22 protein-coding genes and 1 riboswitch are annotated in these 24,693 nt (G+C 46.7%); of the genes, 19 read left to right on the top strand and 3 right to left on the bottom strand.

Going from position 1 to position 24,693, the window contains the following annotated elements; genetic code table 11:
• Positions 1-36 precede the first annotated feature (36 nt).
• The 4 genes from GC093_RS01020 to GC093_RS01005 all read left to right on the top strand — a co-directional run bounded on the left by GC093_RS01020 (position 37) and on the right by GC093_RS01005 (position 6,931).
• Positions 37-4,017, top strand: a complete 3,981-nt coding sequence (locus tag GC093_RS01020) for a hypothetical protein (RefSeq protein ID WP_171649992.1) — start codon at positions 37-39, stop codon at positions 4,015-4,017.
• Between the two features lie 26 nt (positions 4,018-4,043).
• On the top strand, positions 4,044-4,589 hold the full coding sequence (locus GC093_RS01015; protein ID WP_171649991.1) for a CvpA family protein: 546 nt from the start codon (positions 4,044-4,046) through the stop codon (positions 4,587-4,589).
• Positions 4,590-5,038: 449 nt separating this feature from the next.
• Positions 5,039-5,476 carry an NUDIX hydrolase gene (locus GC093_RS01010; RefSeq protein WP_171649990.1) on the top strand — a complete coding sequence of 146 codons (438 nt, stop codon included), beginning with the start codon at positions 5,039-5,041 and terminating at the stop codon, positions 5,474-5,476.
• Positions 5,477-5,548: 72 nt separating this feature from the next.
• Positions 5,549-6,931, top strand: coding sequence for a UDP-N-acetylmuramoyl-tripeptide--D-alanyl-D-alanine ligase (locus GC093_RS01005; RefSeq protein WP_171649989.1), 1,383 nt, complete (start codon positions 5,549-5,551; stop codon positions 6,929-6,931).
• 101 nt (positions 6,932-7,032) lie between these two features.
• Here GC093_RS01005 and GC093_RS01000 read toward each other — a convergent pair whose 3' ends face one another.
• Positions 7,033-7,428 (bottom strand): cupredoxin domain-containing protein, encoded by a 396-nt coding sequence (locus GC093_RS01000; protein WP_171649988.1) that lies wholly within the window; start codon positions 7,426-7,428, stop codon positions 7,033-7,035.
• Between the two features lie 245 nt (positions 7,429-7,673).
• Complete coding sequence (locus GC093_RS00995; RefSeq protein WP_171649987.1) at positions 7,674-8,039, bottom strand: phage holin family protein; 366 nt, start codon at positions 8,037-8,039, stop codon at positions 7,674-7,676.
• 310 nt (positions 8,040-8,349) lie between these two features.
• Between GC093_RS00995 and GC093_RS00990 the strand changes: the two genes are divergently transcribed.
• The 5 genes from GC093_RS00990 (at position 8,350) to GC093_RS00970 (ending at position 14,253) form a co-directional block, all read left to right on the top strand.
• Positions 8,350-10,716: an endonuclease MutS2 gene (locus GC093_RS00990; protein ID WP_171650050.1), complete on the top strand. Its 2,367-nt coding sequence runs from the start codon at positions 8,350-8,352 to the stop codon at positions 10,714-10,716.
• A gap of 190 nt (positions 10,717-10,906) precedes the next feature.
• A complete protein-coding gene (locus GC093_RS00985; protein WP_171649986.1) occupies positions 10,907-11,584 on the top strand; it encodes a PspA/IM30 family protein in 678 nt (225 codons plus the stop codon).
• Positions 11,585-11,702: 118 nt separating this feature from the next.
• On the top strand, positions 11,703-12,122 hold the full coding sequence (locus tag GC093_RS00980; protein WP_171649985.1) for a DUF350 domain-containing protein: 420 nt from the start codon (positions 11,703-11,705) through the stop codon (positions 12,120-12,122).
• A 138-nt stretch (positions 12,123-12,260) separates the two neighbouring features.
• The gene (locus GC093_RS00975) at positions 12,261-12,773 is read left to right on the top strand and encodes a hypothetical protein (RefSeq protein WP_171649984.1); all 513 of its coding nucleotides are present in this window, start codon (positions 12,261-12,263) and stop codon (positions 12,771-12,773) included.
• A gap of 145 nt (positions 12,774-12,918) precedes the next feature.
• Positions 12,919-14,253: an MFS transporter gene (locus tag GC093_RS00970; protein WP_171649983.1), complete on the top strand. Its 1,335-nt coding sequence runs from the start codon at positions 12,919-12,921 to the stop codon at positions 14,251-14,253.
• 128 nt (positions 14,254-14,381) lie between these two features.
• On the opposite strand, the gene GC093_RS00965 is transcribed toward GC093_RS00970, so the two are convergent.
• Positions 14,382-14,885: a DinB family protein gene (locus tag GC093_RS00965; RefSeq protein ID WP_171649982.1), complete on the bottom strand. Its 504-nt coding sequence runs from the start codon at positions 14,883-14,885 to the stop codon at positions 14,382-14,384.
• A 236-nt stretch (positions 14,886-15,121) separates the two neighbouring features.
• Here GC093_RS00965 and cysK point away from each other — a divergent pair, with 236 nt between their 5' ends.
• The 10 genes from cysK (at position 15,122) to cobT (ending at position 24,663) form a co-directional block, all read left to right on the top strand.
• Positions 15,122-16,048, top strand: coding sequence for a cysteine synthase A (cysK, locus tag GC093_RS00960; RefSeq protein ID WP_171649981.1), 927 nt, complete (start codon positions 15,122-15,124; stop codon positions 16,046-16,048).
• Between the two features lie 277 nt (positions 16,049-16,325).
• A complete protein-coding gene (locus GC093_RS00955) occupies positions 16,326-16,610 on the top strand; it encodes a hypothetical protein (RefSeq protein ID WP_171649980.1) in 285 nt (94 codons plus the stop codon).
• Positions 16,611-16,903: 293 nt separating this feature from the next.
• Positions 16,904-17,395 carry an Lrp/AsnC family transcriptional regulator gene (locus tag GC093_RS00950; RefSeq protein ID WP_171649979.1) on the top strand — a complete coding sequence of 164 codons (492 nt, stop codon included), beginning with the start codon at positions 16,904-16,906 and terminating at the stop codon, positions 17,393-17,395.
• A 13-nt stretch (positions 17,396-17,408) separates the two neighbouring features.
• Positions 17,409-18,611, top strand: coding sequence for an aminotransferase class I/II-fold pyridoxal phosphate-dependent enzyme (locus GC093_RS00945; RefSeq protein ID WP_171649978.1), 1,203 nt, complete (start codon positions 17,409-17,411; stop codon positions 18,609-18,611).
• A 138-nt stretch (positions 18,612-18,749) separates the two neighbouring features.
• A complete protein-coding gene (locus GC093_RS00940) occupies positions 18,750-19,016 on the top strand; it encodes an aspartyl-phosphate phosphatase Spo0E family protein (RefSeq protein ID WP_171649977.1) in 267 nt (88 codons plus the stop codon).
• A gap of 177 nt (positions 19,017-19,193) precedes the next feature.
• Positions 19,194-19,739 (top strand): hypothetical protein, encoded by a 546-nt coding sequence (locus tag GC093_RS00935; protein WP_171649976.1) that lies wholly within the window; start codon positions 19,194-19,196, stop codon positions 19,737-19,739.
• Positions 19,740-19,768: 29 nt separating this feature from the next.
• Positions 19,769-19,964, top strand: a riboswitch (cobalamin riboswitch).
• A 194-nt stretch (positions 19,965-20,158) separates the two neighbouring features.
• On the top strand, positions 20,159-21,214 hold the full coding sequence (locus GC093_RS00930) for an ABC transporter substrate-binding protein (RefSeq protein WP_171649975.1): 1,056 nt from the start codon (positions 20,159-20,161) through the stop codon (positions 21,212-21,214).
• Complete coding sequence (locus tag GC093_RS00925; protein ID WP_171649974.1) at positions 21,215-22,246, top strand: FecCD family ABC transporter permease; 1,032 nt, start codon at positions 21,215-21,217, stop codon at positions 22,244-22,246.
• 46 nt (positions 22,247-22,292) lie between these two features.
• Positions 22,293-23,078 carry an ABC transporter ATP-binding protein gene (locus GC093_RS00920; protein WP_171649973.1) on the top strand — a complete coding sequence of 262 codons (786 nt, stop codon included), beginning with the start codon at positions 22,293-22,295 and terminating at the stop codon, positions 23,076-23,078.
• Between the two features lie 523 nt (positions 23,079-23,601).
• Positions 23,602-24,663 (top strand): nicotinate-nucleotide--dimethylbenzimidazole phosphoribosyltransferase, encoded by a 1,062-nt coding sequence (gene cobT, locus GC093_RS00915; protein WP_171649972.1) that lies wholly within the window; start codon positions 23,602-23,604, stop codon positions 24,661-24,663.
• Positions 24,664-24,693 lie beyond the last annotated feature (30 nt).

The following is a 24,693-nucleotide window of genomic DNA, read 5'->3' as shown; positions in this document are numbered from 1 at the left end:
GAAATTTGTTGTGATGTCCGAAAGGAGAGCTTACAAGTGAGTGATGACAAAATCCGGATGACGGTAGATATATTCGGCAGCCAATATAAGCTGGTTGCTCAAACAAATGTTACCTATATGAAGCGGGTAGCAGCGCAAGTTAATGAACAAATGCATAAAATTGCCGCGGGTTCTCCGCGTTTGGATACGCCGAAGATTGCTGTGTTAGCGGCGGTACATATGGCAAGCGATTATTTTAAGATGCAGGAGGAGCTGGAGCAATCGCTTGATAAACAGCGACAGCTCGAGCAATCTCGTGAAGATCTTAATAAGCTGCAAGAGCTGCACTTGTTGCTTCAGCAGGAGCTTGTAGGTGAGCAGGGGCGTATAAAGCAATTGGAAACGTCTAGCAAAAGCCTGCAGGTTGAGAGGGAGCAAGCGAAAGCAGAGGTGGAAAAGCTTCGCGAGGCTGCGGTTCAGTCGAAGCAGAAGCATGAGCGCCTGGAAGCAGACTATCGCAGCGAGCGAGAGGTCCGTAGTAAGGCCGAGGAGCAGCTTCAAGCTGTACACAAGACGGCTGGTGAACTTCAGGAGCAGAACCAGCTACAGGAAGCGGAGCTTGCTGCGGGCATAGAGCGGACAGCTGCATTGGAACAGCGATTGGTGAAGCAGACTGAGGAGAAAAAGCAGCTGGAACAGCGGATTGAGCAGCAGTTGAAGGAGCAGCGCAGCCTGCGCGGACAGGTGGAGGAGAAGCAAAGTCAGCTGAATAAGCTGGGTGAGGCACAACGACGGTTAGAACAGCAATTGCAGCAGGAGCAAGGACAGCTGCAAACCTTGCGTTCTCAGCTGGATGAACAGCAGGGCGAGGTGCAGGAGCTGGAGGTGCTTTGCAGCAGCCGTCAGCAGCAATTGGAGGAGTTAGGCCAGCAGAATGACCAGCTGCAGGAGCAAATAAGTCAGCAACTGCAAGAGTACGAATTGCAGGTTGAGCTATATAATGAGCTCCAAAGCGAGCTTAAACAAGAGCAAGATCGCGGTAAAGCGAGTGAGGAACAGCTGCAGGAGCAGCATGAACAGAAGAGACAGCTGCAGGTACAGCTCGGTCATCAGGCTGAGGAAGGACGTATTTTGCAAGCGCGTCTGGAGCAGGAACGTGCGAAAGGCGAGGAGGCTCTTAGCGAGCAGCAGGAGCGAATGGAGTTGCAGTTGGCACAGGTGCGCGAGCAAGGCGCGCAAGAGCAGCGAGGGCTGCAAGAGCGGTTGGAGCGTCAGCTTGCGGAAGAGCGAGAGCAAAACGAGCTGGCGATGCTGGAGCAGCAGGAGCGAATGGAGTTGCAGCTGGCACAGGTGCACGAGCAAGGCGCGCAAGAGCAGCGTGAATTGCAAGAGCGTCTTGAACGGCAGTTCGCGGAAGAGCGAGAGCAAAGCGAGCTAGCGATGCTGGAGCAGCAGGAGCGAATGGAGCAGCAGCTGGCGCAGGTGCGCGAGCAAGGCGCGCAAGAGCAGCGAGGGCTGCAAGAGCGTCTGGAGCGGCAGTTCGCGGAGGAGCGAGAGCAGAGCGAGCTGGCGATGCTGGAGCAGCAGGAGCGCTTAGAGCAGCAGCTGGCGCAGGTGCGCGAGCAAGGCGCGAAAGAGCAGCGAGAGCTGCAAGAGCGTCTGGAGCGGCAGTTCGCGGAGGAGCGAGAGCAGAGCGAGCTGGCGATGCTGGAGCAGCAGGAGCGAATGGAGCAGCAGCTGGCGCAGGTGCGCGAGCAAGGCGTGCAGGAGCAGCGAGAATTGCAAGAGCGTCTTGAGCGGCAGTTCGCGGAAGAGCGAGAGCAAAGCGAGCTAGAGCTGCTGGAGCAACAGGAACGTCTGGAGCAGCAGCTGGCGCAGGTGCGCGAGCAAGGCGCGCAAGAGCAGCGAGGGCTGCAAGAGCGGTTGGAGCGTCAGATGGCGGAGGAGCGAGAGCAGAGCGAGCTGGCGATGCTAGAGCAGCAGGAGCGAATGGAGCAGCAGCTGGCGCAGGTGCGCGAGCAAGGCGCGCAAGAGCAGCGAGGGTTGCAAGAGCGTCTGGAGCGGCAGTTCGCGGAGGAGCGAGAGCAAAGCGAGCTAGCGATGTTGGAGCAGCAGGAGCGCCTAGAGCAGCAGCTGGCGCAGGTACGCGAGCAAGGCACGCAAGAGCAGCGAGAGCTGCAAGAGCGTCTTGAGCGGCAGTTCGCGGAAGAGCGAGAGCAGAGCGAGCTGGCGATGCTAGAGCAGCAGGAGCGAATGGAGCAGCAGCTGGCACAGGTGCGCGAGCAAGGCGTGCAGGAGCAGCGAGAATTGCAAGAGCGTCTTGAGCGGCAGTTCGCGGAAGAGCGAGAGCAAAGCGAGCTGGCGCTGCTGGAGCAGCAGGAGCGCCTAGAGCAGCAGCTGGCGCAGGTGCGCGAGCAAGGCACGCAAGAGCAGCGAGGGCTGCAAGAGCGGTTGGAGCGTCAGCTTGCGGAGGAGCGAGAGCAAAGCGAGCTGGCGATGCTGGAGCAGCAGGAGCGAATGGAGCAGCAGCTGGCGCAGGTGCGCGAGCAAGGCGTGCAGGAGCAGCGTGAGCTGCAAGCGCGTCTAGAGCGGCAGTCCGCGGAGGAGCGAGAGCAAAGCGAGCTGGCGAGGCTGGAGCAGCAGGAGCGAATGGAGCAGCAGCTGGCTCAGGTGCGCGAGCAAGGCGTGCAGGAGCAGCGTGAGCTGCAAGAGCGTCTAGAGCGGCAGTCCGCGGAAGAGCGAGAGCAAAGCGAGCTGGCGATGCTGGAGCAGCAGGAGCGAATGGAGCAGCAGCTGGCGCAGGTACGCGAGCAAGGCGTGCAGGAGCAGCGTGAGCTGCAAGAGCGTCTGGAGCGGCAGTCCGCGGAAGAGCGAGAGCAAAGCGAGCTGGCGATGCTGGAGCAGCAGGAGCGTCTGGAGCTTCAGCTGGCGCAGTTGCGTGAGCAAAGTGATCTTGCACTGCAAGAGCAGCAGGAGCTTCAGGTGAAGCAGCGTGTACAAAGCGAAGCGGCAGCGGCTCAATTACAGGCTCAGCTAGACGCGCAGCGTGGACAATTTGCTGAGCAGCAGCGTCAGCTAGATAGCGCGTTGGAAGAGGCACAGCTAATGCAAGAGCTTCAAGACGAGCTGCAATCGCAGCACGATAGTCTAGAACAGCAACTGCAGGAGCAGCGTACCCATAGCACGGAAGTGCTTCGCGAGAGGGATGAGCGCTACTCTGTTCTAGAGCGGGAGCTGCGTCAGCGCGGGGAACTGCTTGTGGAGCAGCAGCAGCAGATTGTTGCTATGCAGGAGGAGCAACGCGGATTGCTGTCGCAATTCCGTGAGCAGCAAGCTTATCAGCAGCAGCTGCAGGATACTGTCAGTCAATGGCAGCGCCGCAGCGATGAGCTGACCAAGCAAATTGAGGAACAGCGCAGTCAAATGAATGGACAGCGCGAAGAATTGGAACTTCAAGAGGAGCTCTATAGTGAGCTTGAAGGCCAGTTTACCGAGCTGCAAGCTAGTCTAAAGCTGCAGAATGACCAGAGTCGTGAGGCGATAATGAAGCTGGAAGAACGTTGCTATTTGCTGCAGGAACAGCTTCAGGGGCAGGGGGAAGCCGCTGCAACGCTTGAGGCTCAGCTTAAGCAAGGGACAGGCCAATATGCAGCGTTAGAGCGTGAATATCTCGAGCAATTGGAGCATAATCAAGGCTTGGATAAGCTACAGGAGGAACAACAGGAGCGTATCGAAGCCTTGGAACAGCAGTCCAAGCATTGGCAGCTCCGCACCGACGAATTATCGGGAGAAGCTGAGAAGATTCGACGTGAGTATATAAGCCAAAAAGAAGAATTACAGCTGCAAATAGAGTTATATAATGAACTGCAAGATAAATATGATGAACAATCTCAACAGCAGCAATCACTTCAGAATGAATACTCAAGTCATCAGGAGCGTGCTGAGCAGATTTTCACGGAACTTCAAGAATTGAAATCTGAATATGAAAAGCTGCAGACCGAGTATAACGAATGGATTGAGCTCGTTGAGAAGGAATAGAATAAAGGCATAAGTGGGGAAGCAGCATGAACGGATTGGATTGGGCGGCCGTTGTTTTAACGGTTGCAGGCACCATGTTAGGGTATTACCGTGGCTTGGTCAGTCAGTTGGTATCCGTCGCGGGATTATTTATCGCTTATGTTGTGGCATTTGCCTTTTATCGTGAAACAGCACCTTGGATTGCCGAGGTGCTTTCTTTACCTTCATATGAGACTTACAAGAAATACGAGTTTCTTGTCAAAGGACTCAACTTGGATGCTTATATGTATAATGCCATTGCTTTTGCTTTGTTACTTTTCGGAGTAAAGCTGGCACTAAGCATAGTCGGTCGTGTGCTAAATTGGATAGCATTGACACCAGGAATAAAAATGTTTAACAAATGGAGCGGCGGGCTGTTAGGTTTCGCTGAAGCGGTCCTGCTTGTCGTTGTTGCGGTTCAAGTTATGACCGTTATACCGAATGACACGGCACAGCGTTTGTTGAAAGGCTCAACAACGGCTCCTTATATACTGAACGCATTACCTTCTGTGACCGATAAGCTTCATGAGCTATGGAAGCAGAAAAATACGTAGCCGCGGAGTTTTTGCATCGAGAGAGTTTTCAAGTGTTAATGGAGAAACGGTTTTGTGCGAATGAATCGCGAACAGAGCCGTTTTTTTGTTTTCCTCAATTTAAGTTGAACAGGGTAAGCTCCATCTAGTTGACATGTTTCTGTGTTGCTTTCCGATTTATCTGGAATTATTCCATCTAATTTCGAACGTTGACCCAAAGTTGAGATTTTTCAATAGATTAGAGTGAGTTTTCCCGCAAAATGAAGCCACAGCGCGTATGTTGGAGAAATTAGTATGAGCTTTTCCTGTTTTGTTGTCGGAATTCGGAAGCTTGTGCTCATGTGAGTGAATTGTTTAAGTGGTGCCTATTGCCATGAGGACATAAGATAAGTTGTGAGATTCAATCGTTCATTCAACTCATGTAGCTTGCATGAACTTATTACTTTTATTTTTTGAAAGGAGCTGAGTATATGATAAGGGTTGTTGCCTTATGTGTTATTCGTAACAAGGATCAAATTCTAGTCATGGAACATCGCGATCCAGCCACACAATTAACACACTACAGACCCGTGGGAGGTACTTTGGAATACGGTGAGAAGAGTATGGAAACTGTGGCGCGTGAAGTCTGGGAAGAGATTGGAGCTGGGTTGACAAACTTACGGTTCCTTAAAGTTATAGAGAATGTTTTTAAAGTAAAACCACATGGCTTAGAGATAGGGCATACCATTGATTTCATTTATGAAGCGGATTTGGTTGATAAGTCCCTTTATTCTAAAAGTCTGATTGAAGGCGTGGAAGGAACTGAGAAGTTTAGGGTTTTATGGATCTCGCTTCACGAATTTAAAGGTACTAATAAATATCATCTTGTTCCGGATGGTTTACTAGAATTGTTGGAAGAAACGATGTAACATTAATCGAGTTTAATTCAGCTGTCATATACATATTTAATATACTCATTAAGCATTAGGGAGGGAAGTAAGGTGATAAAACGTACTCTTCAGCAAGTTGAAGAAATGTGTTTGGGTATAGGATTGGAGGACTTATTCTATGACATCGTTGTTCAAGGTATTTCTATTGATTCAAGAACTATTGCAGCGGGAAGCTTGTATGTGCCTATTGTCAGAGTGAAGAATGGGCATGATTACGTTAAAGAGGCCATCCGAAAAGGCGCTGTTGCGTCACTTTGGCAAAACGATCAACCTAATCCCCCTCATGACTTCCCATTAATTTTCGTTGATGATTGTGTAATAGCTCTTCAGCATTTGGCGAGTTCTTATCGGAAACAACTTTCAATAAAAGTAATCGCTATTACAGGAAGTAACGGGAAGACAACAACTAAGGATATGGTGAGTTCAATAGTAGAGACTTCTTACAAGGTCCATAAAACTAAAGGAAATCTAAATAGCCAGATCGGACTGCCCTTAACTCTTCTTGAGATTAAAGAAAATAGCGAGGTCGTTGTCCTTGAGTTAGGGATGAGTGAACGCGGACAAATTGAACGGCTTTCAAGGATAGCCGCCCCTGACATAGCTGTAATAACAATGATTGGACTTTCTCATTTATCATCTTTAGGCTCTAGAGAAGAAATAGCCGCGGCCAAGCTAGAAATAGTAATCGGGTTGCAGAGTAATGGTGTTCTTATATTAAATGGTGATGAACCGTTGTTAAAGAATGGGTTAGATGAAATGTCTCTCTCAAAATCCATTCGGATCATTCGTATTGGAGAGAACAACGAGACCAACGATTATTATGCATCTGTTATTCAACAAGAAACTGAAAATACATCATTTTTAGTGAATACATTTATGGAATCATGTATGATTCCGATCCTTGGTAAACATAATGTTTTGAACGCCCTTGCTTCCATTGCTGTTGGTGAAACCCTTTGCGTTCCTACAAATCGTATAAGGATGGGATTAGCGCAATTAAAAATGACCGGAATGAGAATGGAGAAAGTGGAATCTAAAGCTGGATTTACAATGATAAATGATGCTTGGAACGCAAGCCCAGTTTCCATGAAGGCAGCTATAGGAGCGTTTGAGGAGCTAAAAGGTTATTCGCGTAAATTTTTAATATTGGGAGATATGTTGGAGCTTGGTGAGTGTGAAAAACAGTTTCATAGGGAAATTGGAGAGGGTATCGACCCTAATAAAGTCGACTATGTGTTTACAATAGGCAAGATCGCCCAAGAAATTGCTATTGAAGCAACAAAAAAATTCAAGGATGCTGATCGTGTCAAAGCTTTTCAACATAAAAAAGAAGCAATATCTGAGATTCGCGCTCTTATCCGGCCACAGGATGTTCTCTTGGTCAAGGGATCCAGGGGTATGCAATTAGAGGAAATTGTTTGGGAATTAACTTGAAAAATATTGTAAAAACAAGCCAATCTTTATATGAAAAAAGCCGACTCCCCGCTGAAAAGCTTAGGGAAGTCGGCTTATGTAATTGACTTGAGTTGTTAAGCTTAGCTTTCAACAATCAGCTTGGATTTCATTGTCATATGACCTTGTCCGCAAGGGATGGAGCAAATGATGTCATAGGTACCCTCTTTGTCGGCTTTGAAGGTTGCTGTTTTGGTATTGCCGTCTAGCTTAACGCTTAAGCCTTTAATTTCAACACCGTGCATACCTTCTTTGTTCTCTAAAGAAATTTTGATGTCTTGGCCTTTTTTCACTTTGTATTCAGCTTGGTCAAATTTGAAGTTAGATGCAACTAGCTTTACGTCTTGGGAAGCCGCGGAGCCTGCACCGGCTGCTGCTCCAGTAGTTGTGGCTGGCGCTTTTGCTTCTTCTTTTTTACCGCAAGCGGATATAGCAAATACTAAACAAACAGCCATGGCTAATACGATTAATTTTTTCATCAAATAACCCTCCGTTAAAAAGATAAATTTACTTTATAACGCAATCTTACATGATCTTCGTAGGGTTTGCAGTGACAATAAAGTGACAAAACGATGATGTATTTACGAACAAAAACTAGCTATATGAGATAAATCATGGACATTTATTGTTTTGTATGAACAACATGACATGGCATAAAAAATCAGCCGTGCGCGATAAACCCGCAGGCTGATTTTTTTGACCTATACCTTCCACAAAAATACGACTAGCGTTTTTCGTTTCCGGTAATGCCTTGTTCAAAGGGAGTTTTGACTGGTATAAACAGGTCGATAATCCCAATGACCAGAGCGGCAAGCAGCGCACCAATAATACTTGTCGTAACACCGCTGACTATGAACTGTGCAAGCCAGATGATTACCGCACTTGTAATGAAACCTACAATTCCGCGGCCGAATGGTGTAATTCGTTTGCCGAATATCCCTTCAATGACCCAAGCGGCAACCGCAATGACTAAAGCCAAGAAAAAGGCACTCCAAAAACCGCCAACTTCAAAAGCCGGAACGATAAAGCTCACAAACATTAGCACCAAAGCAGATACGATAAACCTGATTAAATGTCCAAGCAAATGCATCGCTGATACCTCCTTTTGGGAATAGCGGATGATGGTCCGCAGTACGTTACTATTGGCTTTTGTTCGTCAATGTGTTCGACATTGTTTACTCGGTGCACATCATATTATGTACTTTCCGAAAACTACTTATGTGGACCATTATTTGGGGCAGTAAGGTGAAAATGACTTTACTTGAAAATTAGCTAAACCCTTGTGTCTTGGATATAATATAATAGAGAGAAGCTTTTACAATATCAGGTATATGGAAGCTAAAGCTTCAGGTTTTTAAGTGATTATTCTTGTGTATAGGAAAGAAAGGCAGGAAGCGGAATTGAACAGCAAAATATTAAAGACATTGGATTTCTCCGCCATTTTACATAAATGCGCCCAACATGCGGCGACAAGCTTAGGCAAGGCTCGTTTGGAAAAACTATTGCCAAGTGGTGATTTTTTAGAGGTTAAGGAGCGCTTGAAGGCAACCGATGAAGCGGTAAATGTAAACAGGCTTAGGGGCAGCGCCCCATTTGGAGGTATCCGTGATATTACAGCAGCCGTACACCGAGCGAGAATCGGGGGTATGCTGAATCCGGCTGAGCTTTTTGATATAGCCAATACAATTTCTGGTGGCCGTCGCTTAAAGCGGTTTCTTGAAACGGTCCATGAGGAATACTCTATTTCTTTGCTCATCGCATTAACGGAGTCGATAGCTGATCTAAAGACTACTGAGGATAAAATTAAGGTGTGTATTGACGATAATGCGCAAGTGGTTGACTCAGCAAGCCCTGAGCTAGCGCGGATCCGCCAAGAGCTGCGGAGCAGTGAAACCCGTGCACGCGAACGCTTGGAGCAAATGGTTCGCACTCCATCGATTCAAAAGATGCTTCAGGATAATCTGGTCACGATACGGAATGACCGTTATGTCATTCCGGTAAAACAGGAATATCGCGGCCATTTTGGCGGGATGATTCATGATCAATCCGCTTCAGGTGCAACGCTGTTTATTGAACCTGAGCAGGTTGTACAATTAAATAACAGAGTGCGGGAGCTGAAGCTCAAGGAAGAGCGGGAAATTGAGAAGATCCTGCAAATACTAACTGCTTTAGTTGCTGAAGTTGCAGATGAGCTTCTTGGTAGCCTAGATGTGTTGGCTGAGTTGGATTTTATATTCGCTAAGGCCGGGCTGGCTCATGAGATGAAAGCAACGCTCCCGATGTTGAATGATCGCGGGTTTATTAAGATTAAGCGCGGTAGACATCCGCTTATCGCTGCAGAGAAGGTTGTGCCGCTTGATATTGAGCTTGGCAACAACTATACAACTATTATCGTAACGGGCCCTAATACTGGGGGTAAGACCGTATCGCTTAAGACGATTGGTTTGCTTTCATTAATGGCTATGTCAGGACTATTTGTATCCGCAGAGGAAGGTAGCCAGCTATGTGTATTTGATGCTATTTATGCGGATATCGGAGACGAGCAGAGTATTGAGCAAAGCCTGAGTACGTTCTCAAGTCATATGACCAATATTATTAGCATTCTTCGGGATATGACACCTAAGAGTTTGGTACTAATGGATGAGCTGGGGGCGGGTACCGATCCGGCTGAAGGCTCGGCACTAGCTATCGCATTGCTTGAGTATATACACAGAATGGGCTGTAGAATTGTAGCAACAACCCACTACAGCGAGCTGAAGGCCTATGCTTACGACCGTCAAGGCATTATCAACGCGAGCATGGAGTTCGATGTGCAAACGTTGAGCCCTACTTACCGCCTGCTAGTTGGCGTCCCAGGGCGAAGCAACGCATTTGCTATCGCCGAGCGGCTGGGGCTCGCGAGATCCATCATCGACCATGCCCGTGGGCAGGTCGGGGAAGAGGATCAGCGCGTGGAATCGATGATCGCTACGCTCGAAGAAAATCGGCTGATCGCAGAAGCTGAGAGAAACACCGCCGAGCAGCAGCGGCGCGAGGTAGCGGCCTTGCGCGAACAGCTGGAGGCGCAGCAGCAGCGCTTCGAGGAGCAGCGTGATAAGCTGTTCGAGAAGGCAGAGCGCGAAGCGCAGGAGGCGGTGGCCAAGGCGCGCCGCGAGGCTGATGAGATCATCGCAGATTTGCGGCGTATGCAGCGCGAGTCGATTCTTGGCGTTAAGGATCACCACTTAAGTGATGCCAAACGAAGATTGGATCAAGCAGCACCGGAGCTTAGAAAGAAAAAAGCAACGGTGAAGAACGGTTCTAGCAAGCCTGATAAGCTGCAAGCGGGTGACGAGGTATTGGTTACTAACTTGCGTCAAAAAGGTCATATTGTTGAAATTGTTGGTGAGCTTGAAGCAACCGTACAGCTTGGCATTATGAAGATGAAGGTGCAATTGGCTGATCTTGAACTGATCAAATCAGCTCCTGCTGCCAAAAAACCACAGCAAGTAGCCGCTAGCTTGAAGCGGACACGGGACGAGAACGCGCGGATGGAGCTTGACCTACGTGGTGCTAATCTGGAGGAAGCAATGATTGAAGTTGACCGTTTCCTGGATGAATCCTACTTGGCCAATTTTGGCAATGTGTACATCATTCATGGAAAAGGCACTGGTGTACTACGCACAGGTATTCAGGAATTTCTGCGTAAGCATAAGCATGTAAAAAGCTATCGTATCGGTAGTTACCACGAAGGCGGTATGGGAGTAACGGTCGCTGAGCTAAAGTGACAAAAAATTTTGTGAAGCTCTGAAACTCCTTTTCTTTTTATACGTATGTATAAGTATGAAACATCAGCATCATGATTATTGTGGCTACCGAGCATGAGGTATTCTTTAAACATCAGAATTATTCAGTTTGCTGAAAGTTATTAATTCTGATGTTATTATAAATTTAACAAATCATGGGAGGAAATAAACAATGGGAATTTTTAAAAGATTACGTGATCTGACAGCGGCTTCGATCAATGATTTGCTGGACAAAGCTGAAGACCCAGTTAAGATGCTTAACCAGTTTTTACGTGATATGGAAGAGGATATCAATGAGGCTGAGGTTGCGGTAGCTAAGCAAATAGCTGTTGAGAAGAAATTCAAGCAGCAATACGAAGAATCAAGTGAAATGGTAACAAAGCGTGAAGAGCAAGCATTGAAGGCTTTGGAGCAAGGCAACGAAGATTTGGCTCGCAGAGCATTGCAGGATAAGAAAGAACATCAAATCCGTTTTGATGAGATGAAGAAGCAATACGATATCGCTAAAGGTAATGCAGACCGTCTTCGCGGCCAACTAGGTGAAATGAAAGACGAGCTTACCAAGATGAAGAACAAAAAGGATTTGCTCGTAGCACGTGCAGAAGCAGCAAAAGCACAAAAGCAAATCAATCAAGCCATGTCCGGTTTCGGTGTCGATAATGCTTCTAAAGGCTTTGACCGTATGTCGGAAAAAGTACTTCAAATGGAAGCAGAAGCTGAAGCCAGCAATGAGCTTCGTTCCAAGGACCGCAGCTTGGATGACGAGTTAAATCAATTAAACAAGAGTGACGGTCTTGATGATGAGATGGCTGCACTAAGAGCAAAGCTGCAAGCAAAGAAAGAAGTTTAATTAAATATAGAGATGCTTATAGGAGGCTGGGGCTTTTGCCACAGTCTCTTCATCCGTTATAATGGAAAGACAATCCAATCGCTCAACAACTTGTCAATGAGGGTGAGGTATTTATACGATGAATGAAGAGGTGGATGTGTTGTTAAGCAATCCGTATATTGAGACTTTAGCGTTCTTTTCAGTAGCCATAGTAGCTTTAGTTGTATTTTTGGCTATATTCGAGCTCGTTACGAAGTACAAAGATTGGGAAGAAATTAAAAAGGGGAATTTGTCCGTAGCCATGGCAACCGGAGGGAAAATATTTGGGATTTGCAACCTGTTTCGTTTTGCAATCCTAAATAATGACTCTATACTTCATTCTTTGCTGTGGGCTGGATACGGCTTTATTTTACTAATGATTGCTTATTTCATTTTCGAATTTCTGACTCCGTATTTTAAAATTGACGAGGAGATCCAAAAGGACAATAAAGCCGTCGGTTTTCTATCGATGATCATTTCGATTTCAATTTCTTATGTCATTGGAGCCAGTGTTTCGTAATCGGTTTGCAGACAGCTCGGGAGGCATAGCATGAAATATTTGTGGGGAACTTTGTTTGTTTTGGCGCTTGTTTTTTTGGGCGCGGGGATCTATTATTTTATTAATCACGCATAGTATGATGAAACCGGAGGAATGATGATGACGCAGCTTGACCATCTGTGCCCTTGGTGCCAAACCGAGATCGTATGGGACCCTGAAATCGGGCCGGAGGACACGTGTCCTCATTGCTTTAACGAGCTTGGTGAATACCGAAGTGTATCCCTAAAAGTGAAAACAGACGGGGAACAGCTACTTTTTGATGAAGATGATGAAGATTTGGATGATGAAGATGTAGATGACGAAGATTTGGAGGACATGGAAGACGAGGAAACCTTCGACGATTACGAAGAAGGCGTCCAACTGGTTATGGATACACAGGAAGAAGCTCCAGAATGTACATCCTGCCACAATCTAATGTTGTTTGCCGGCACTCGGACAATGTCGCCTGATTTTGTGCCAGTTGTTCCATCCAAGCTTAAGCAGTCTTTGTTGAAGCCATCCCATTCTTCGCAAGTATACGTATGTCCTTCCTGCTTTAAAATAGACCATTTTATAGCAGATGATGATCGAAATGCTATGATTGAACTATTGAAAGAGCATGGTAAAAGATAACTAGGTATAAATCCATACATAAGAGGGAATTTACAGCACGATCCAAAGCTGTTGAATTCCCTCTTTTTGTCATTCGGTCATGTTTTGTGCGGGAATGGGGAAGGTTAACAGGGACGTCATATCTCTCATGTATAGGTGAATACATATGCATTCTGGAACTAAGGATTTTCCGCAGAAATGGGTGCGAAGTACAGAGAAACGGCCTTCCTGGAATTATCGGGACAAGCATACAAGCTCTTCTCCTCCCTCTAAGAAAAAAGAACCACTGACTTCACAATCTCGTCTGCTCTTAACGGTTCAAGGTTTATGTGCGGTTGCTAATGCCTTATCTGGAACCTTCGTAAATGTGTACTTATGGAAAGCGCGGCAAGACTTTCTGATTCTCGGATGGTTTACTCTGGTGAATCATGTAGCTATGGCTTTGACCTTCTGGCTCGCAGGTAAATGGGTGAAGGAGCATAATAAAATGAATTGCCTGAGGGCAGGTGTTGCTGTTTCAGCCCTATTTTATATGCTGGTTCTTTGGTTTGGCGGGCGTGCTGTTGATTATTATTTATTATTAGGCGTTATTCAGGGGATATCGGCGGGATTTTTCTGGTTGGCATTTAATGTCGTCTATTTTGAAGTAACAGATCCAGGAAACCGCGATCGATTTAATGGTTGGGCCGGGTTGCTGGGATCAGGTGCGGGGATGGTTGCCCCCTGGATTTCTGGCTATTTAATCGTGCATATGAAGCAGGCCAACGGTTATCGGCTTATTTTCACCTTATCTTTAATTGTGTTTGTACTTGGGGTAATAGTCAGCTTTTTTCTGAAAAAGCGCAAATCCGAAGGTAATTATGAGTGGCTGCTGGCAGCGCGCTGTTTACGAGAAAAAGGGACGGCTTGGCGGACAGTGACAGCAGCTTTGGTTGCCCAGGGTGTCCGTGAAGGGGTATTTGGATTTATGATCGCGCTGCTCGTCTATGTTCATACCGGAAATGAAATGCAGCTGGGCAATTTTTCGCTGATTACTTCTACTGTCGCATTGTTCAGTTTTATGCTTGTCGGGAGACTGATTAAACGCAAGCACCGAAAAGTGGCCATGTTAATTGGGGCAGTAATGATTGTATTAGTAGTTGTTCCATTTTTCTGGAAGGTGAATTTTACGACCTTGTTGATATTTGGTGTGGGTGTGGGGTTGTTTTTTCCATTGTACTCGATTCCGATGACGTCCTCTGTGTTTGATTTGATTGGGGGTAATGCGGATAGTGTAAAGCGTCGTGAGGAATATATTGTAATGCGGGAGCTGGCGCTGAATGTCGGACGTATTGCCGGCTCGGCTCTGTTTATTATCGTAGTATCGATGACGAAAGAACCGCTTGCGTTGAATCTGCTGTTGTTGGGGATTGGGAGTTCTCCGCTAGTGGCTTGGTTTTTTATGCGTAAGGTTCATGCTCAGGGCGGCCAAGAGGTTGCGGTGAAAGAGGGGACAAGGTAACAGCAGCTAAATAAAAATAAAACGCTCGCCTCTGGCAGAAGAGTCAGTGTTTAAACCGTTAATGAATGGCGGTCTAAACGTTCTTCAAGAGGTGAGCGGATTTGTGTACAATTGGTTATATGAATGGGTTAAACAGCAGGCGGCTCCATTCCCATTAGCGACCATTCATCTCTCGAAGGGCCGTATACTCCGGGAACACTCAGACCGGCTTGCCTCATAAGTATGGTCATTTGACCGCGATGATGGATTTGATGGCTGATCAAAATTTGCAGCGTTACTCCGTTGGGCCATTGTTCGCCGTACATATCTACTTTTTCCAATAGTGTTGCGTCTGTCCATTGGTTTTTGATAGCGCTGATCAAGGCTTCGCTGCCCGTACGATAAGCATCTACAATTTCTTGTGCGCTTCCTGGTACTTGCTCTTCATTCTCGGGTGCGGCAAAATCCAGGCCGGTGCGGGATAACATCTCATGCAAGGTCGTTGTAATATGCCAAGCGATCCGTCCTAATGTACGGTCTTGTGAAGTGACTTCCTGCTTCAGCGATGCGTCTGTAAGTGCATTGAAAATTTTTAGAGTAGAAGCACTTTCATGCCCCCAAGTTTCCTCAAAAGCGGCGATTGAAGTAAACATAGATCAGGCCTCCTAAGGTATTTTAAATTTGGGTGTAACATGTTGTAACAAATATTGAGCAGGTAAGGTTGCAGACATGGAAATATTCGACAAGAGAAGGTCTAATTCCTGTCTTCTGACCCCAATCTATTCATAAGTTATTATTAATTCTTGACAAAAAAATGTGTCTCGATACAATAAGGTCGGTAGACTTATCCGGAAGCTAGGATTTGAGCAAATGATGGGGAGGAAACAGCATGAATAATAACTGTCGAATGGTAAACAGCATAACCGAGCTCATTGGGGATACACCGGCGGTACGGATTCGCAGACTTGTAAGCGAAAATGATGCAGAGGTGTATGTAAAACTGGAATATTTCAACCCGAGCGGCAGCGTTAAGGACCGAGCGGCTTATAACCTGATTGTTCAAGCGGAGAAGGATGGGCTTCTAAAGCCAGGAGCAACGATCATTGAGCCGACCAGCGGGAATACAGGGATTGGGTTAGCGATGAATGCAGCTGCCAAAGGTTACAAGGCTATCTTGATTATGCCGGACAATATGACCAAGGAGCGCATTAATATATTGAAGGCTTATGGTGCACAGGTTGTACTGACGCCGGCGGCGGAGCGGATGCCGGGAGCAATCCGTAAGGCTCTGGAGCTGCGGGATCAAATTCCTAACAGCTTTATCCCGCAGCAGTTCGAAAACAAGGCAAACCCGGATATTCACCGGGTCACAACCGCTGTGGAAATTATCGAGCAAATGGAAGGTAAGCTCGATGCATTTGTTGCGACTTCCGGCACAGGAGGAACGATAACCGGTACCGGTGAAGTGCTTCGCGAGAAGCTGCCGGGAATCCGGATCTATGTGGTGGAGCCAGCTGGTTCGCCAGTTCTATCAGGTGGACAGCCTGGGCCGCATAAGCTGGTAGGAACAAGCCCAGGGTTTGTTCCTATGATATTGAATACGAATGTATACGATGAAATCGTTCAGGTGGCTGATGAGGATGCTATAAACACGACCCGAGACTTAGCGAGTAAGGAAGGGATATTGGTCGGGCCATCCGCAGGCGCGTCCGTCTTTACTGCACTACAAGTAGCGCGCAAGCTGGGTAAGGGTAAGCGGGTGCTATGTATAGCTCCGGATACGGGCGAGCGATATTTGAGCATGGATATTTTTTAAAAGCTCCAGCCACATAGTATGTTCGTATGGAAGCCAATGGATGTGCGAAATCACTTCTGTTGGCTTTTTGCTTTGCCCGAATTACAAGGATAGCTATGAGCATTTTAGACAAAAATAGGGTCTTTTCATTTAATCCACAAGTAGGCTGTGCAATCAACGAAAGAAATTCGCTGGATAAAACACTGAAAAATTTACATAAAATGATTTGAATAAAAATACATTATTATGTATAATTATAAGTAATGGCATTGATAAAATAAATGGAAGGTGGAGCATAATGAAAATAGCATTGAATAACGAGCTTCCCGGCTTAAATGAGTACCGTGAATTGCTTTCCTCTATGGAAGATAACTCGTTGGATGCAGGACAGCAGTATGAACAGTTTTGCAATAGCCGTTATGTACTTGCGGCCTATGACCAAGGGCGGTTAGTTGGTATTGGCAGGGTTGCAGAGGAGAGCGAGGCTAATCAAGTCTGCCATATTACCATGCTGCAGAACTACCGCGGTCGTGATGTGGATACGTATATGCGCAAGCTGCTATTTGTTAACCGCATAGGTTGACTCATGCTGAATAAAATCCATTTGATTGCTGCATGAAAGCATTCAATAAAGCCCAGGGCAAATGGGAGCCAGAGGGCTTTTTTGGGTTGATTAGCAAGTGTAAGTTTGTATGCTTTGCTTCGCTCCACCTTGACAAATGAGGTTGTCCATGAGGACGCCGGAGCCGATTAAATGGCTTGTGCCGAGCTTTACCAATTTTATTTTGCAATAAGCGACTCATTGGGTGTAATATGTAGTAATAATCTTTGATTCCAAAGATTTAATGCTGCTGTAAATAGGAGGACTATCAACCAATGGAACAATTTAAAATGCGCATTATCGAATTATTAAAGGAAGACGCGAGAAGAACGCCTGGATTGATCGCAACTTTGCTGGGAGCCTCGGAGGCCGAAGTGGCGGGAGCGATCCAAGATCTAGAGGCGGCGCACGTAATCGTCAAATACGCGACAGTTGTCAATTGGGCGAAAGTCGACGATGAGAAGGTTACAGCGCTTATTGAAGTGCAAATTACGCCGGAACGCGGCCGCGGGTTTGATGCGATTGCGGAACGGATTTACTTATATCCGGAAGTGAAGTCCGTATTTTTGATGTCGGGCGCCTATGATCTGCTCGTTGAGATTGAAGGCAAAACATTGAAGGAGGTCGCCTCCTTTGTATCCAACAAGCTTTCTCCTATTGAACGCGTTTTATCAACTAAAACCCATTTCGTGTTAAAAAAATATAAGCAGGACGGCATAATCTTTGAGGACAAAGAAGAGGATCCCCGTCTGCTAATCTCCCCGTGAAGGACGATGAGCTATGATAAAGCAAAACCATATACAAGGATCAACCAATAAGGCTATGAGCGGTTATTTGGCTCCATTAGTGAGAGAAATCCCGCCTTCAGGTATTCGTAAGTTTTTTGATCTGGTTAGTGCTAGTAAGGAAGATATCATTTCTCTAGGTGTAGGGGAACCAGATTTCAGCACACCGTGGCATGTACGCGAAGCATGCGTGTATTCACTGGAGCGGGGTAATACCAAATATACTTCCAATGCAGGGCTTTACGAGCTTCGAGAGGCTATTGCCGAATATTTGTACGATTCGTTCCAGGTCCCTTATGAGCCTTCTGATGAAGTGCTTGTTACAGTAGGTGGCAGTGAAGCGATTGATCTGGCATTGAGAGCGCTAATCGTTCCAGGAGATGAAATTCTCATTCCGGAGCCGTGTTATGTTTCTTACTCCCCTATCACCAGGATTGGCGGAGGTATTCCTGTCGGAATTGAAACTTTCGCTAAGGATGAGTTTAAACTAACACCTGAAGCGTTAAAAGCAAGTATAACTCCGAAGTCCAAGGTACTGATCTTATGTTATCCAAGCAATCCGACAGGCGGTATCATGAGCTATGAGGATTGGTTGCCTATTGCCAAAATTGTTGAAGAGCATGACCTTATCGTCATTTCCGATGAAATATATGCTGAGCTTACTTATGAACAGAAGCATGTAAGCTTTGCCGCTATGCCAGGTATGCGGGATAGAACAATCTTGGTCAGTGGTTTTTCCAAGGCATTTGCGATGACTGGATGGCGTATGGGCTATGCTTGCGGACACAGGGATCTGATCTCGGCAATGCTTAAAATACATCAATATTCGGTAATGTGCGCTCCAGCTATGGGTCAGGTTGCTGCTCTTGAGGCGTTGAGAAACGGCATGGAAGAGAAGGATCGTATGATGGAGTCTTACAATCAACGCCGCCGTTTGATAGTACATGGCTTTAGGGAAATTGGACTACAATGTCATGAGCCTCAAGGAGCATTCTATGCCTTCCCTTCGATTATCTCTACAGGCCTAAGTTCGGAAGAATTTGCCCAACGCTTGCTGCATGAAGGTAAGGTAGCGGCTGTGCCTGGTGGAGTGTTTGGCCTTGGTGGAGAAGGATTTCTCCGGTGTTCTTATGCCTCTTCTGTTAACCAATTAATCGAAGCGATAGACAGGATTGGGAATTTCTTGAGAAAGTTGTAATTTCGGCATCAAACGACAAAAATAGCCATTTCCAACCTCGTGAAAAACTGGTATCTTTATATAATAAAGAAGTTTCATAGATTTGATTAATTTATGAAATTTTATGTCTAAAGATATGGCATCAAGGAGGGATGAACAATGGCTTTTCCGGAATATCAGCTTCGGCATACTTTAAATGTTGGTTGGATTCGTGAAAAGGATCAGCAGGCCAAGTGGTTTTTTGGAACAAAGAAGCAATCATCTACCGTCTTATCTTTGGAAGAAGAAATTTATCATTTGCGTCGTGATTTGGAACAACTGGTCTATCATGAGAAGAGTTTAACCTCACCGAAGGTTGTGGAAATCAGCATGATGCTTGATACCAAAATAAATGAATACATGGCTCGTAATAAAAAGAACCGATAACCTCGGTTCTTTTTTGCTTTGTTGAAAGGCTGTAGGGAGTGCGCAATTTTTGTAGAAACTACTTTTTTATGGTAAGATGTGAGTTGGGATTTACAGGATCGGACAACGGATTGGACAATCATTGCTTATGCTTGAAACGCAGTATTCCCTAAGGAAATACTTGCAGGAGGAGAACAGATGAAAAGGAATTTCATGTTAATTACGTTGTTGTTATCATTATTTGCATTGGTTGGCTGTGGCGGAGGACCTAAAGCGGATGTGCCAATTTTTATGATGGCGCAGAATGGGGTTCCCAACGAAATAGCAGACAAGCTGCAAGCGGACTTGCGAACTAAAGTGGGTGAAGCGCCAACGGTAACTGTATTGACAACGCCTATTTTTTCGATGGAGAAGCTGATTGTTGAGATTGCTGCCGGGGATAACGGAATTCTTATCGTACCGATGGAGCAGTATAAAGCGATTGGTCAGCAAGGCGGCTATGTGAGTCTTGATGGCATTGCTAAAGCGGAGGATTTCCCGGATGGTGTGCTTGAGCTTCCTGTAGATGGTAAGGACGGCAAGGAAGGTAAGAAAGAAAAGCACTTATACGGCATTCCTTTGGAACATACAAAGTGGTTTATGGATCTCAAAGTGAACGGTAAGGATTTGGTTGCTTTTGTACCGGCAAACGCTAAAAATCAAGATAAAGTCATGCAGGTTCTAAAAGTAATTGCTCAGAAGTAAGGTTGCAGGCTGAGAACTGCCGCTAACTAATTTAAAAGCCTAGAACAGGTGCCCATGAGCAGATGCCCATAGGGTTAAAAGGGAAGCCGGTGCGAATCCGGCACGGTCCCGCCACTGTAAATGAGGAGTTCCTCAAGAAAGCCACTGTCCTGAATAGGGAATGGGAAGGCGAGGAAGCTGCACACCCTCATGAGTCAGGAGACCTGCCTGTTCGGATAGAGACTGTCTCTTTCGAGGAAAAAGGAGCGTCACGCACAAACGATAAGGGGCTCAACCTGAGCCTTTCTTGTTGTTTGGATAAGCGCTGCGCCCTTTGGCTCCTTTTTTGTTAAGGAACTGAAGGGTTTTTTCGTATAAAGAGGGTAGGTCAGCTCTAAGCATAGAAGGCAAAGGGTTGGGTATTAAGGAAGGGTGAAGACATGAGTAAATTCAAAAGAAATAAATGGATGATCGGATTACTAGGGCTTGCTTTATTAGGGAGCGCTGCAGGTTGTGGAGGCAATACAACGCCTGGAACATCAGTTTCGCCCAATGCAGGTGACATCAATAAGGAGGGGCAAACGGGGCAAGTAGGGCAAGGACAAGTTGGACAAGGACAGACAACGCCGACTTCACCCGCTATTGGGAGTAAGTCAACTGTTTATCCATATAAAGTTAAAGATGCGACAGGTAAGGAATTTAGTTTTGATAAGGCGCCAGTCCGGATTGTTTCTGTATCCCCAAGTGAGACTGAAGCTCTGTTTGCTCTGGGATTAGGAGATCGGGTAGTTGGAGTTTCAGATTTCTGTGACTACCCTGCTGAAGCAACCTCCAAGCCAAAGATGGGCAGTATTGTGAAGCCTAACGAGGAGTCGTTGATCGCAGCGAATGCAGATATTGTGCTTTCTGGAGTTTCTCTTAAGGTCCCAGCAGTTGAACAGCTGCGAGGGTTGAAGGTTAATGTGTTTAAGGTTGAGCCGAAGACAATGGATGATGTGATGAACAATCTGCTGATGTTCGGTCAGTTATTTGATAAGCAGGGGCAAGCGGAGGCGCTTGTTGCATCCATGAAGGAAAGTCGTTTAAAGGTTACTGATGCCTTGAAGGATTTGAAGCCTGAGCAGAAAAAAAGGGTGTTTATAGAGTTTTCACCGGGTTGGACTGTTGGAAAAGGTGAATTTATTGATGAGCTGATTACGTTGGCCGGAGGTATTAATGTAGCTTCGGATACTCAAGGATACATGGCGATTAATGAAGAAAAAGTGATTGCCGATAATCCTCAGGTTATTTTGTACCCAAACAATTTAATTGATGATAAATCAAACAAGATGCTGGATCAGGCGATCAAGGAAAGAAGCGGTTGGGGGGGGATTGAGGCTGTGAAGACCAATCGGTTTGTAGGTTTGGATAAAAATCTTATGAGTCGTCCCGGTCCTCGTATGGCTGATAGTTTAGTCGATATCGCTAAAGGATTATATCCGGAGCTGGTGAAATAGATGAAGCGTAAGCTGATGCTATGGGGAGGAGTAGGGATGCTGCTCCTTTTTCTTTCCGTTACAGTCAGCTTGTCGATTGGAACGGTCCGACTGCCGCTCATACAGGTATGGGGCATCTTAGCCCATCATTTGCCATGGGTAGGTGCAAAGATTCCAGTCGATTGGCAGCCTGCTGCGGAGCAAATTATATGGCGGGTTCGCTTACCGAGAGTGCTGCTGGGAATCTTGGTTGGCGCAGCACTTGGTATAGCGGGAGCGGCATTTCAAGGTGTGCTGCGCAATCCATTGGCAGATCCATATACATTAGGAGTTTCCTCAGGAGCTGCTTTAGGAGCATCCTTTCTAATTTTGTTTGGTTTGCAGTTTGCTTTTTTTGGCTCGTGGACCGTGCCGATTGTCGCTTTTGTAACAGGAGCGGTTTCGCTGCTAACGGTGCTGTTGTTGGCTCGTACGGACGGTAAGCTGAAGATGGAGACCGTGCTTTTGGCAGGCGTGGTGATGCAAGCTTTTCTAGGCTCCTTCGTATCTTTAATGGTAGCCATGTCGAAGCAGGTTATTAATGAAATTATATTTTGGATGATGGGAAGCTTATCCCTAAGAGGCTGGTCTTATTCGCTTGTGTTGCTTCCATATTTGGCTGTTGGAGCCATCTTATTGCTGACGTATGGAAGGGCAATGAACCTGTTTGCTTTGGGTGAGGCGCAGGCTTCCCATCTGGGAGTTCGTGTTGAGCGGACCAAGCTGATTGTACTATCTGCGGCAACTCTAGTTACTGCTGCTGCGGTATCGGTTTCAGGGGTTGTGGCTTTTGTTGGTTTGATAGTTCCTCACTTGCTGCGTTTGATAATTGGGCCGGATTATCGGCTGCTGCTGCCTCTCTCCCTGCTAGGTGGGGCGATTTACGTGCTGTGGGCTGACACGCTGGCTAGGATGCTCTTGAGCCCTACAGAAATCCCACTTGGAGTTGTTACTGCTTTTATGGGAGCACCTTTTTTCGCTTATTTACTCAGGAAAAACAAACGGTCAGCCTAAGTGCAAATTGCATTGCTTGGGATTGTAACAGGGGAGGCGTTGTTCGTTGGCACTTGTGCAGGTGAGTAAGGTGTGTAAAAAATACCAGGAGCAGGGTGTGCTGGAGCAGATAAGCTTTGATATAGAGGCGGGCGAATGCTTCGGCATCCTTGGTCCTAATGGCAGCGGCAAATCTACGCTGCTGAAGCTGTTGTCCGGCATCGAAGCGCCGACATCAGGCCGTGTGCAGCTGGAAGGACGCGCTGCACATGAGCACCCGCGCAAGGAGCTGGCGCAGTGGATGGCGGTGCTGCCGCAGGATGCGCTGCCGCCGCTCGGCTTCACCGTGCGCGAGATCATTGGAATGGGTCGATACCCATTCCAGAATTGGCTCGGCTCTGAGCTGGCCGATGCGGAGAGCTTGGTGGACTCCATCATCGAGCGTCTGCAGCTTGGGAAGCTGCAGCACCGCGCAGTAGATGGATTAAGCGGCGGCGAGAGGCAGCGAGTTGCCTTGGGCAAGGTGATGGCGCAGGAGCCGCGACTGCTGCTGCTCGATGAGCCGACGACATTCTTAGACATCGGCTATCAGATGCAGATGATGGACTGGATCAGCAGCTGGCAGAAGGAGACCGGACTGACCGTTATTTCAGTCCTGCATGATTTGAATCTGGCTGCGCAATATTGCGGGCGGATGATGATTTTGCAGGAAGGTCGAACTGTGGCAATCGGTCAGCCTGACGATGTAATCCAACCTGCTTTGCTGGAGCAGGTATATGGCACACAGCCGATTGTAATGCGCCATCCAGTACTGGATGTGCCTCAAATTTTGCTGCAGGCGGATAGAAGATGAAAGATGAAAGCTGAAAGATGAAGGCTGCGTTAGTATTCGGTTGATTCTTTAGCAACAAACATAAGTGAATTTTTTGTGTGAAAATTGGATGTATTTTCTGGGCTCAACCTTAAAATTGGTGTTTGACCATCTCACGTTTATCAGCCTGCACAAAATCCTGCAAACATGCAGTTATTTTCCACTGAAATTCGCTGTTGAGAAGAAAAAGCTGCGAAAGTACAGCAATTTTCATGTGAAATGGTCCGATTTTATCTAAGAATGAAAAGAGATGCACATTTGCAGGAATTCACGAAGACTGCTGTTAAAATTTCAAAAAGCCTGTATAGATGCAGGTTTTGGGAGTGGGCAATGGCTTCGAATAATGTCTTGTATGCTGCCATTGCCGTTCGTGAAGTCTTGTCAAGCAATGAGCTATCGAATGACTTCGTCGAGCGCTGATTTTGGTATTAAGCCATTTTTAACATACTTAGGTAATGGATGAAGATAAATAGATAACGTTTTTCATGAGAGGGGAATATCGATTATGCAGCAATCATTAGACTTATTATTGAAGGAAATTAAACCGCTTGATCAAGAAGCGATAGCAGCGGCTGGAAGACATTTAGACCAATTAACCAAGCCTCCGGGAAGTTTAGGTAAGCTGGAGGATACAGCAAGACAACTCGCGGGTATTACAGGAGAGACGATAGCGGAGTTTGGTAAGAAGGCAGTTATCGTTATGGCGGGTGACCACGGAGTTTGCGAAGAAGGCATAAGCGCATTCCCAGCAGAAGTAACACCGCAGATGGTGCTTAACTTTCTGAGCGGAGGAGCAGCGGTTAATGTTCTAGCTCGTCAGGCTGGTGCAGATGTAGTTTGTGTGGACATCGGCGTTAATGCCGATTTGGAGCATCCGCAACTGTATTCTCGCAAGGTACGTAAAGGAACGCGCAATATGATGCGCGGACCGGCGATGACAGAGCAAGAGGCTCTTGAAGCCATTCACATCGGAATTGACCTTGTGAAGGACTTGGTTGCTGACGGCTACACCATGTTCGCCACTGGTGAAATGGGTATTGGTAATACGACGGCAAGCTCTGCCTTGCTTGCTGTGCTTACGGGTACGGATGTGGCAGGTGCTGTAGGCCGAGGCACGGGCATCGACAATGAAATGCTGCGACACAAGCAGGAAGTTATTGAACGCGCGATCGAAGTTAATAAACCGGACGCAAGCAATCCTTTTGATGTATTGGCAAAGCTGGGCGGCTTGGAGATAGCAGGATTAACCGGTGTGATCCTTGGGGCGGCGTTGTATCGCAAACCTGTCGTGATCGATGGTTTTATTTCTTCAGCAGCGGCATTAGTGGCAAGTCGTATTGCACCGCAAAGCGCTTCTTACATTATCGCTTCGCACCTGTCCCACGAACAGGGGCATGCACGATTGCTGGAGGCAATCGGCTTATCACCTATGCTACGGATGGATATGCGGCTTGGCGAGGGCACCGGAGCCGTTCTGGCATTTTCACTAATCGAAGCATCGATCAGAATAATGAAGGAAATGGCAACCTTCACTAGTGCTGGGGTGTCTCAAGCTCCATCTGAGTAATAGTCTATGCCTACGAAGTGAGCTTTGTTT

Origin of the sequence: Paenibacillus foliorum, from assembly GCF_013141765.1 — a bacterium.
Lineage (GTDB): Bacteria > Bacillota > Bacilli > Paenibacillales > NBRC-103111 > Paenibacillus_S > Paenibacillus_S foliorum.
Note: the sequence above shows the minus strand (reverse complement) of the source record. Positions and strands in the feature narration are given on the sequence as shown.

Coding starts and splice junctions, on each gene's coding strand:
- cysK (WP_171649981.1), top strand. CDS start 15,122: ATGAATAATAACTGTCGAATGGTAAACAGCATAACCGAGCTCATTGGG.
- GC093_RS01010 (WP_171649990.1), top strand. CDS start 5,039: ATGATAAGGGTTGTTGCCTTATGTGTTATTCGTAACAAGGATCAAATT.
- GC093_RS00995 (WP_171649987.1), bottom strand. CDS start 8,039: ATGCATTTGCTTGGACATTTAATCAGGTTTATCGTATCTGCTTTGGTG.
- GC093_RS00925 (WP_171649974.1), top strand. CDS start 21,215: ATGAAGCGTAAGCTGATGCTATGGGGAGGAGTAGGGATGCTGCTCCTT.
- GC093_RS00980 (WP_171649985.1), top strand. CDS start 11,703: ATGAATGAAGAGGTGGATGTGTTGTTAAGCAATCCGTATATTGAGACT.
- GC093_RS00950 (WP_171649979.1), top strand. CDS start 16,904: ATGGAACAATTTAAAATGCGCATTATCGAATTATTAAAGGAAGACGCG.
- GC093_RS00965 (WP_171649982.1), bottom strand. CDS start 14,885: ATGTTTACTTCAATCGCCGCTTTTGAGGAAACTTGGGGGCATGAAAGT.
- GC093_RS00970 (WP_171649983.1), top strand. CDS start 12,919: ATGCATTCTGGAACTAAGGATTTTCCGCAGAAATGGGTGCGAAGTACA.
- cobT (WP_171649972.1), top strand. CDS start 23,602: ATGCAGCAATCATTAGACTTATTATTGAAGGAAATTAAACCGCTTGAT.
- GC093_RS00975 (WP_171649984.1), top strand. CDS start 12,261: ATGACGCAGCTTGACCATCTGTGCCCTTGGTGCCAAACCGAGATCGTA.
- GC093_RS01000 (WP_171649988.1), bottom strand. CDS start 7,428: ATGAAAAAATTAATCGTATTAGCCATGGCTGTTTGTTTAGTATTTGCT.
- GC093_RS00985 (WP_171649986.1), top strand. CDS start 10,907: ATGGGAATTTTTAAAAGATTACGTGATCTGACAGCGGCTTCGATCAAT.
- GC093_RS00935 (WP_171649976.1), top strand. CDS start 19,194: ATGAAAAGGAATTTCATGTTAATTACGTTGTTGTTATCATTATTTGCA.
- GC093_RS01015 (WP_171649991.1), top strand. CDS start 4,044: ATGAACGGATTGGATTGGGCGGCCGTTGTTTTAACGGTTGCAGGCACC.
- GC093_RS00930 (WP_171649975.1), top strand. CDS start 20,159: ATGAGTAAATTCAAAAGAAATAAATGGATGATCGGATTACTAGGGCTT.
- GC093_RS00955 (WP_171649980.1), top strand. CDS start 16,326: ATGAAAATAGCATTGAATAACGAGCTTCCCGGCTTAAATGAGTACCGT.
- GC093_RS00945 (WP_171649978.1), top strand. CDS start 17,409: ATGATAAAGCAAAACCATATACAAGGATCAACCAATAAGGCTATGAGC.
- GC093_RS00940 (WP_171649977.1), top strand. CDS start 18,750: ATGGCTTTTCCGGAATATCAGCTTCGGCATACTTTAAATGTTGGTTGG.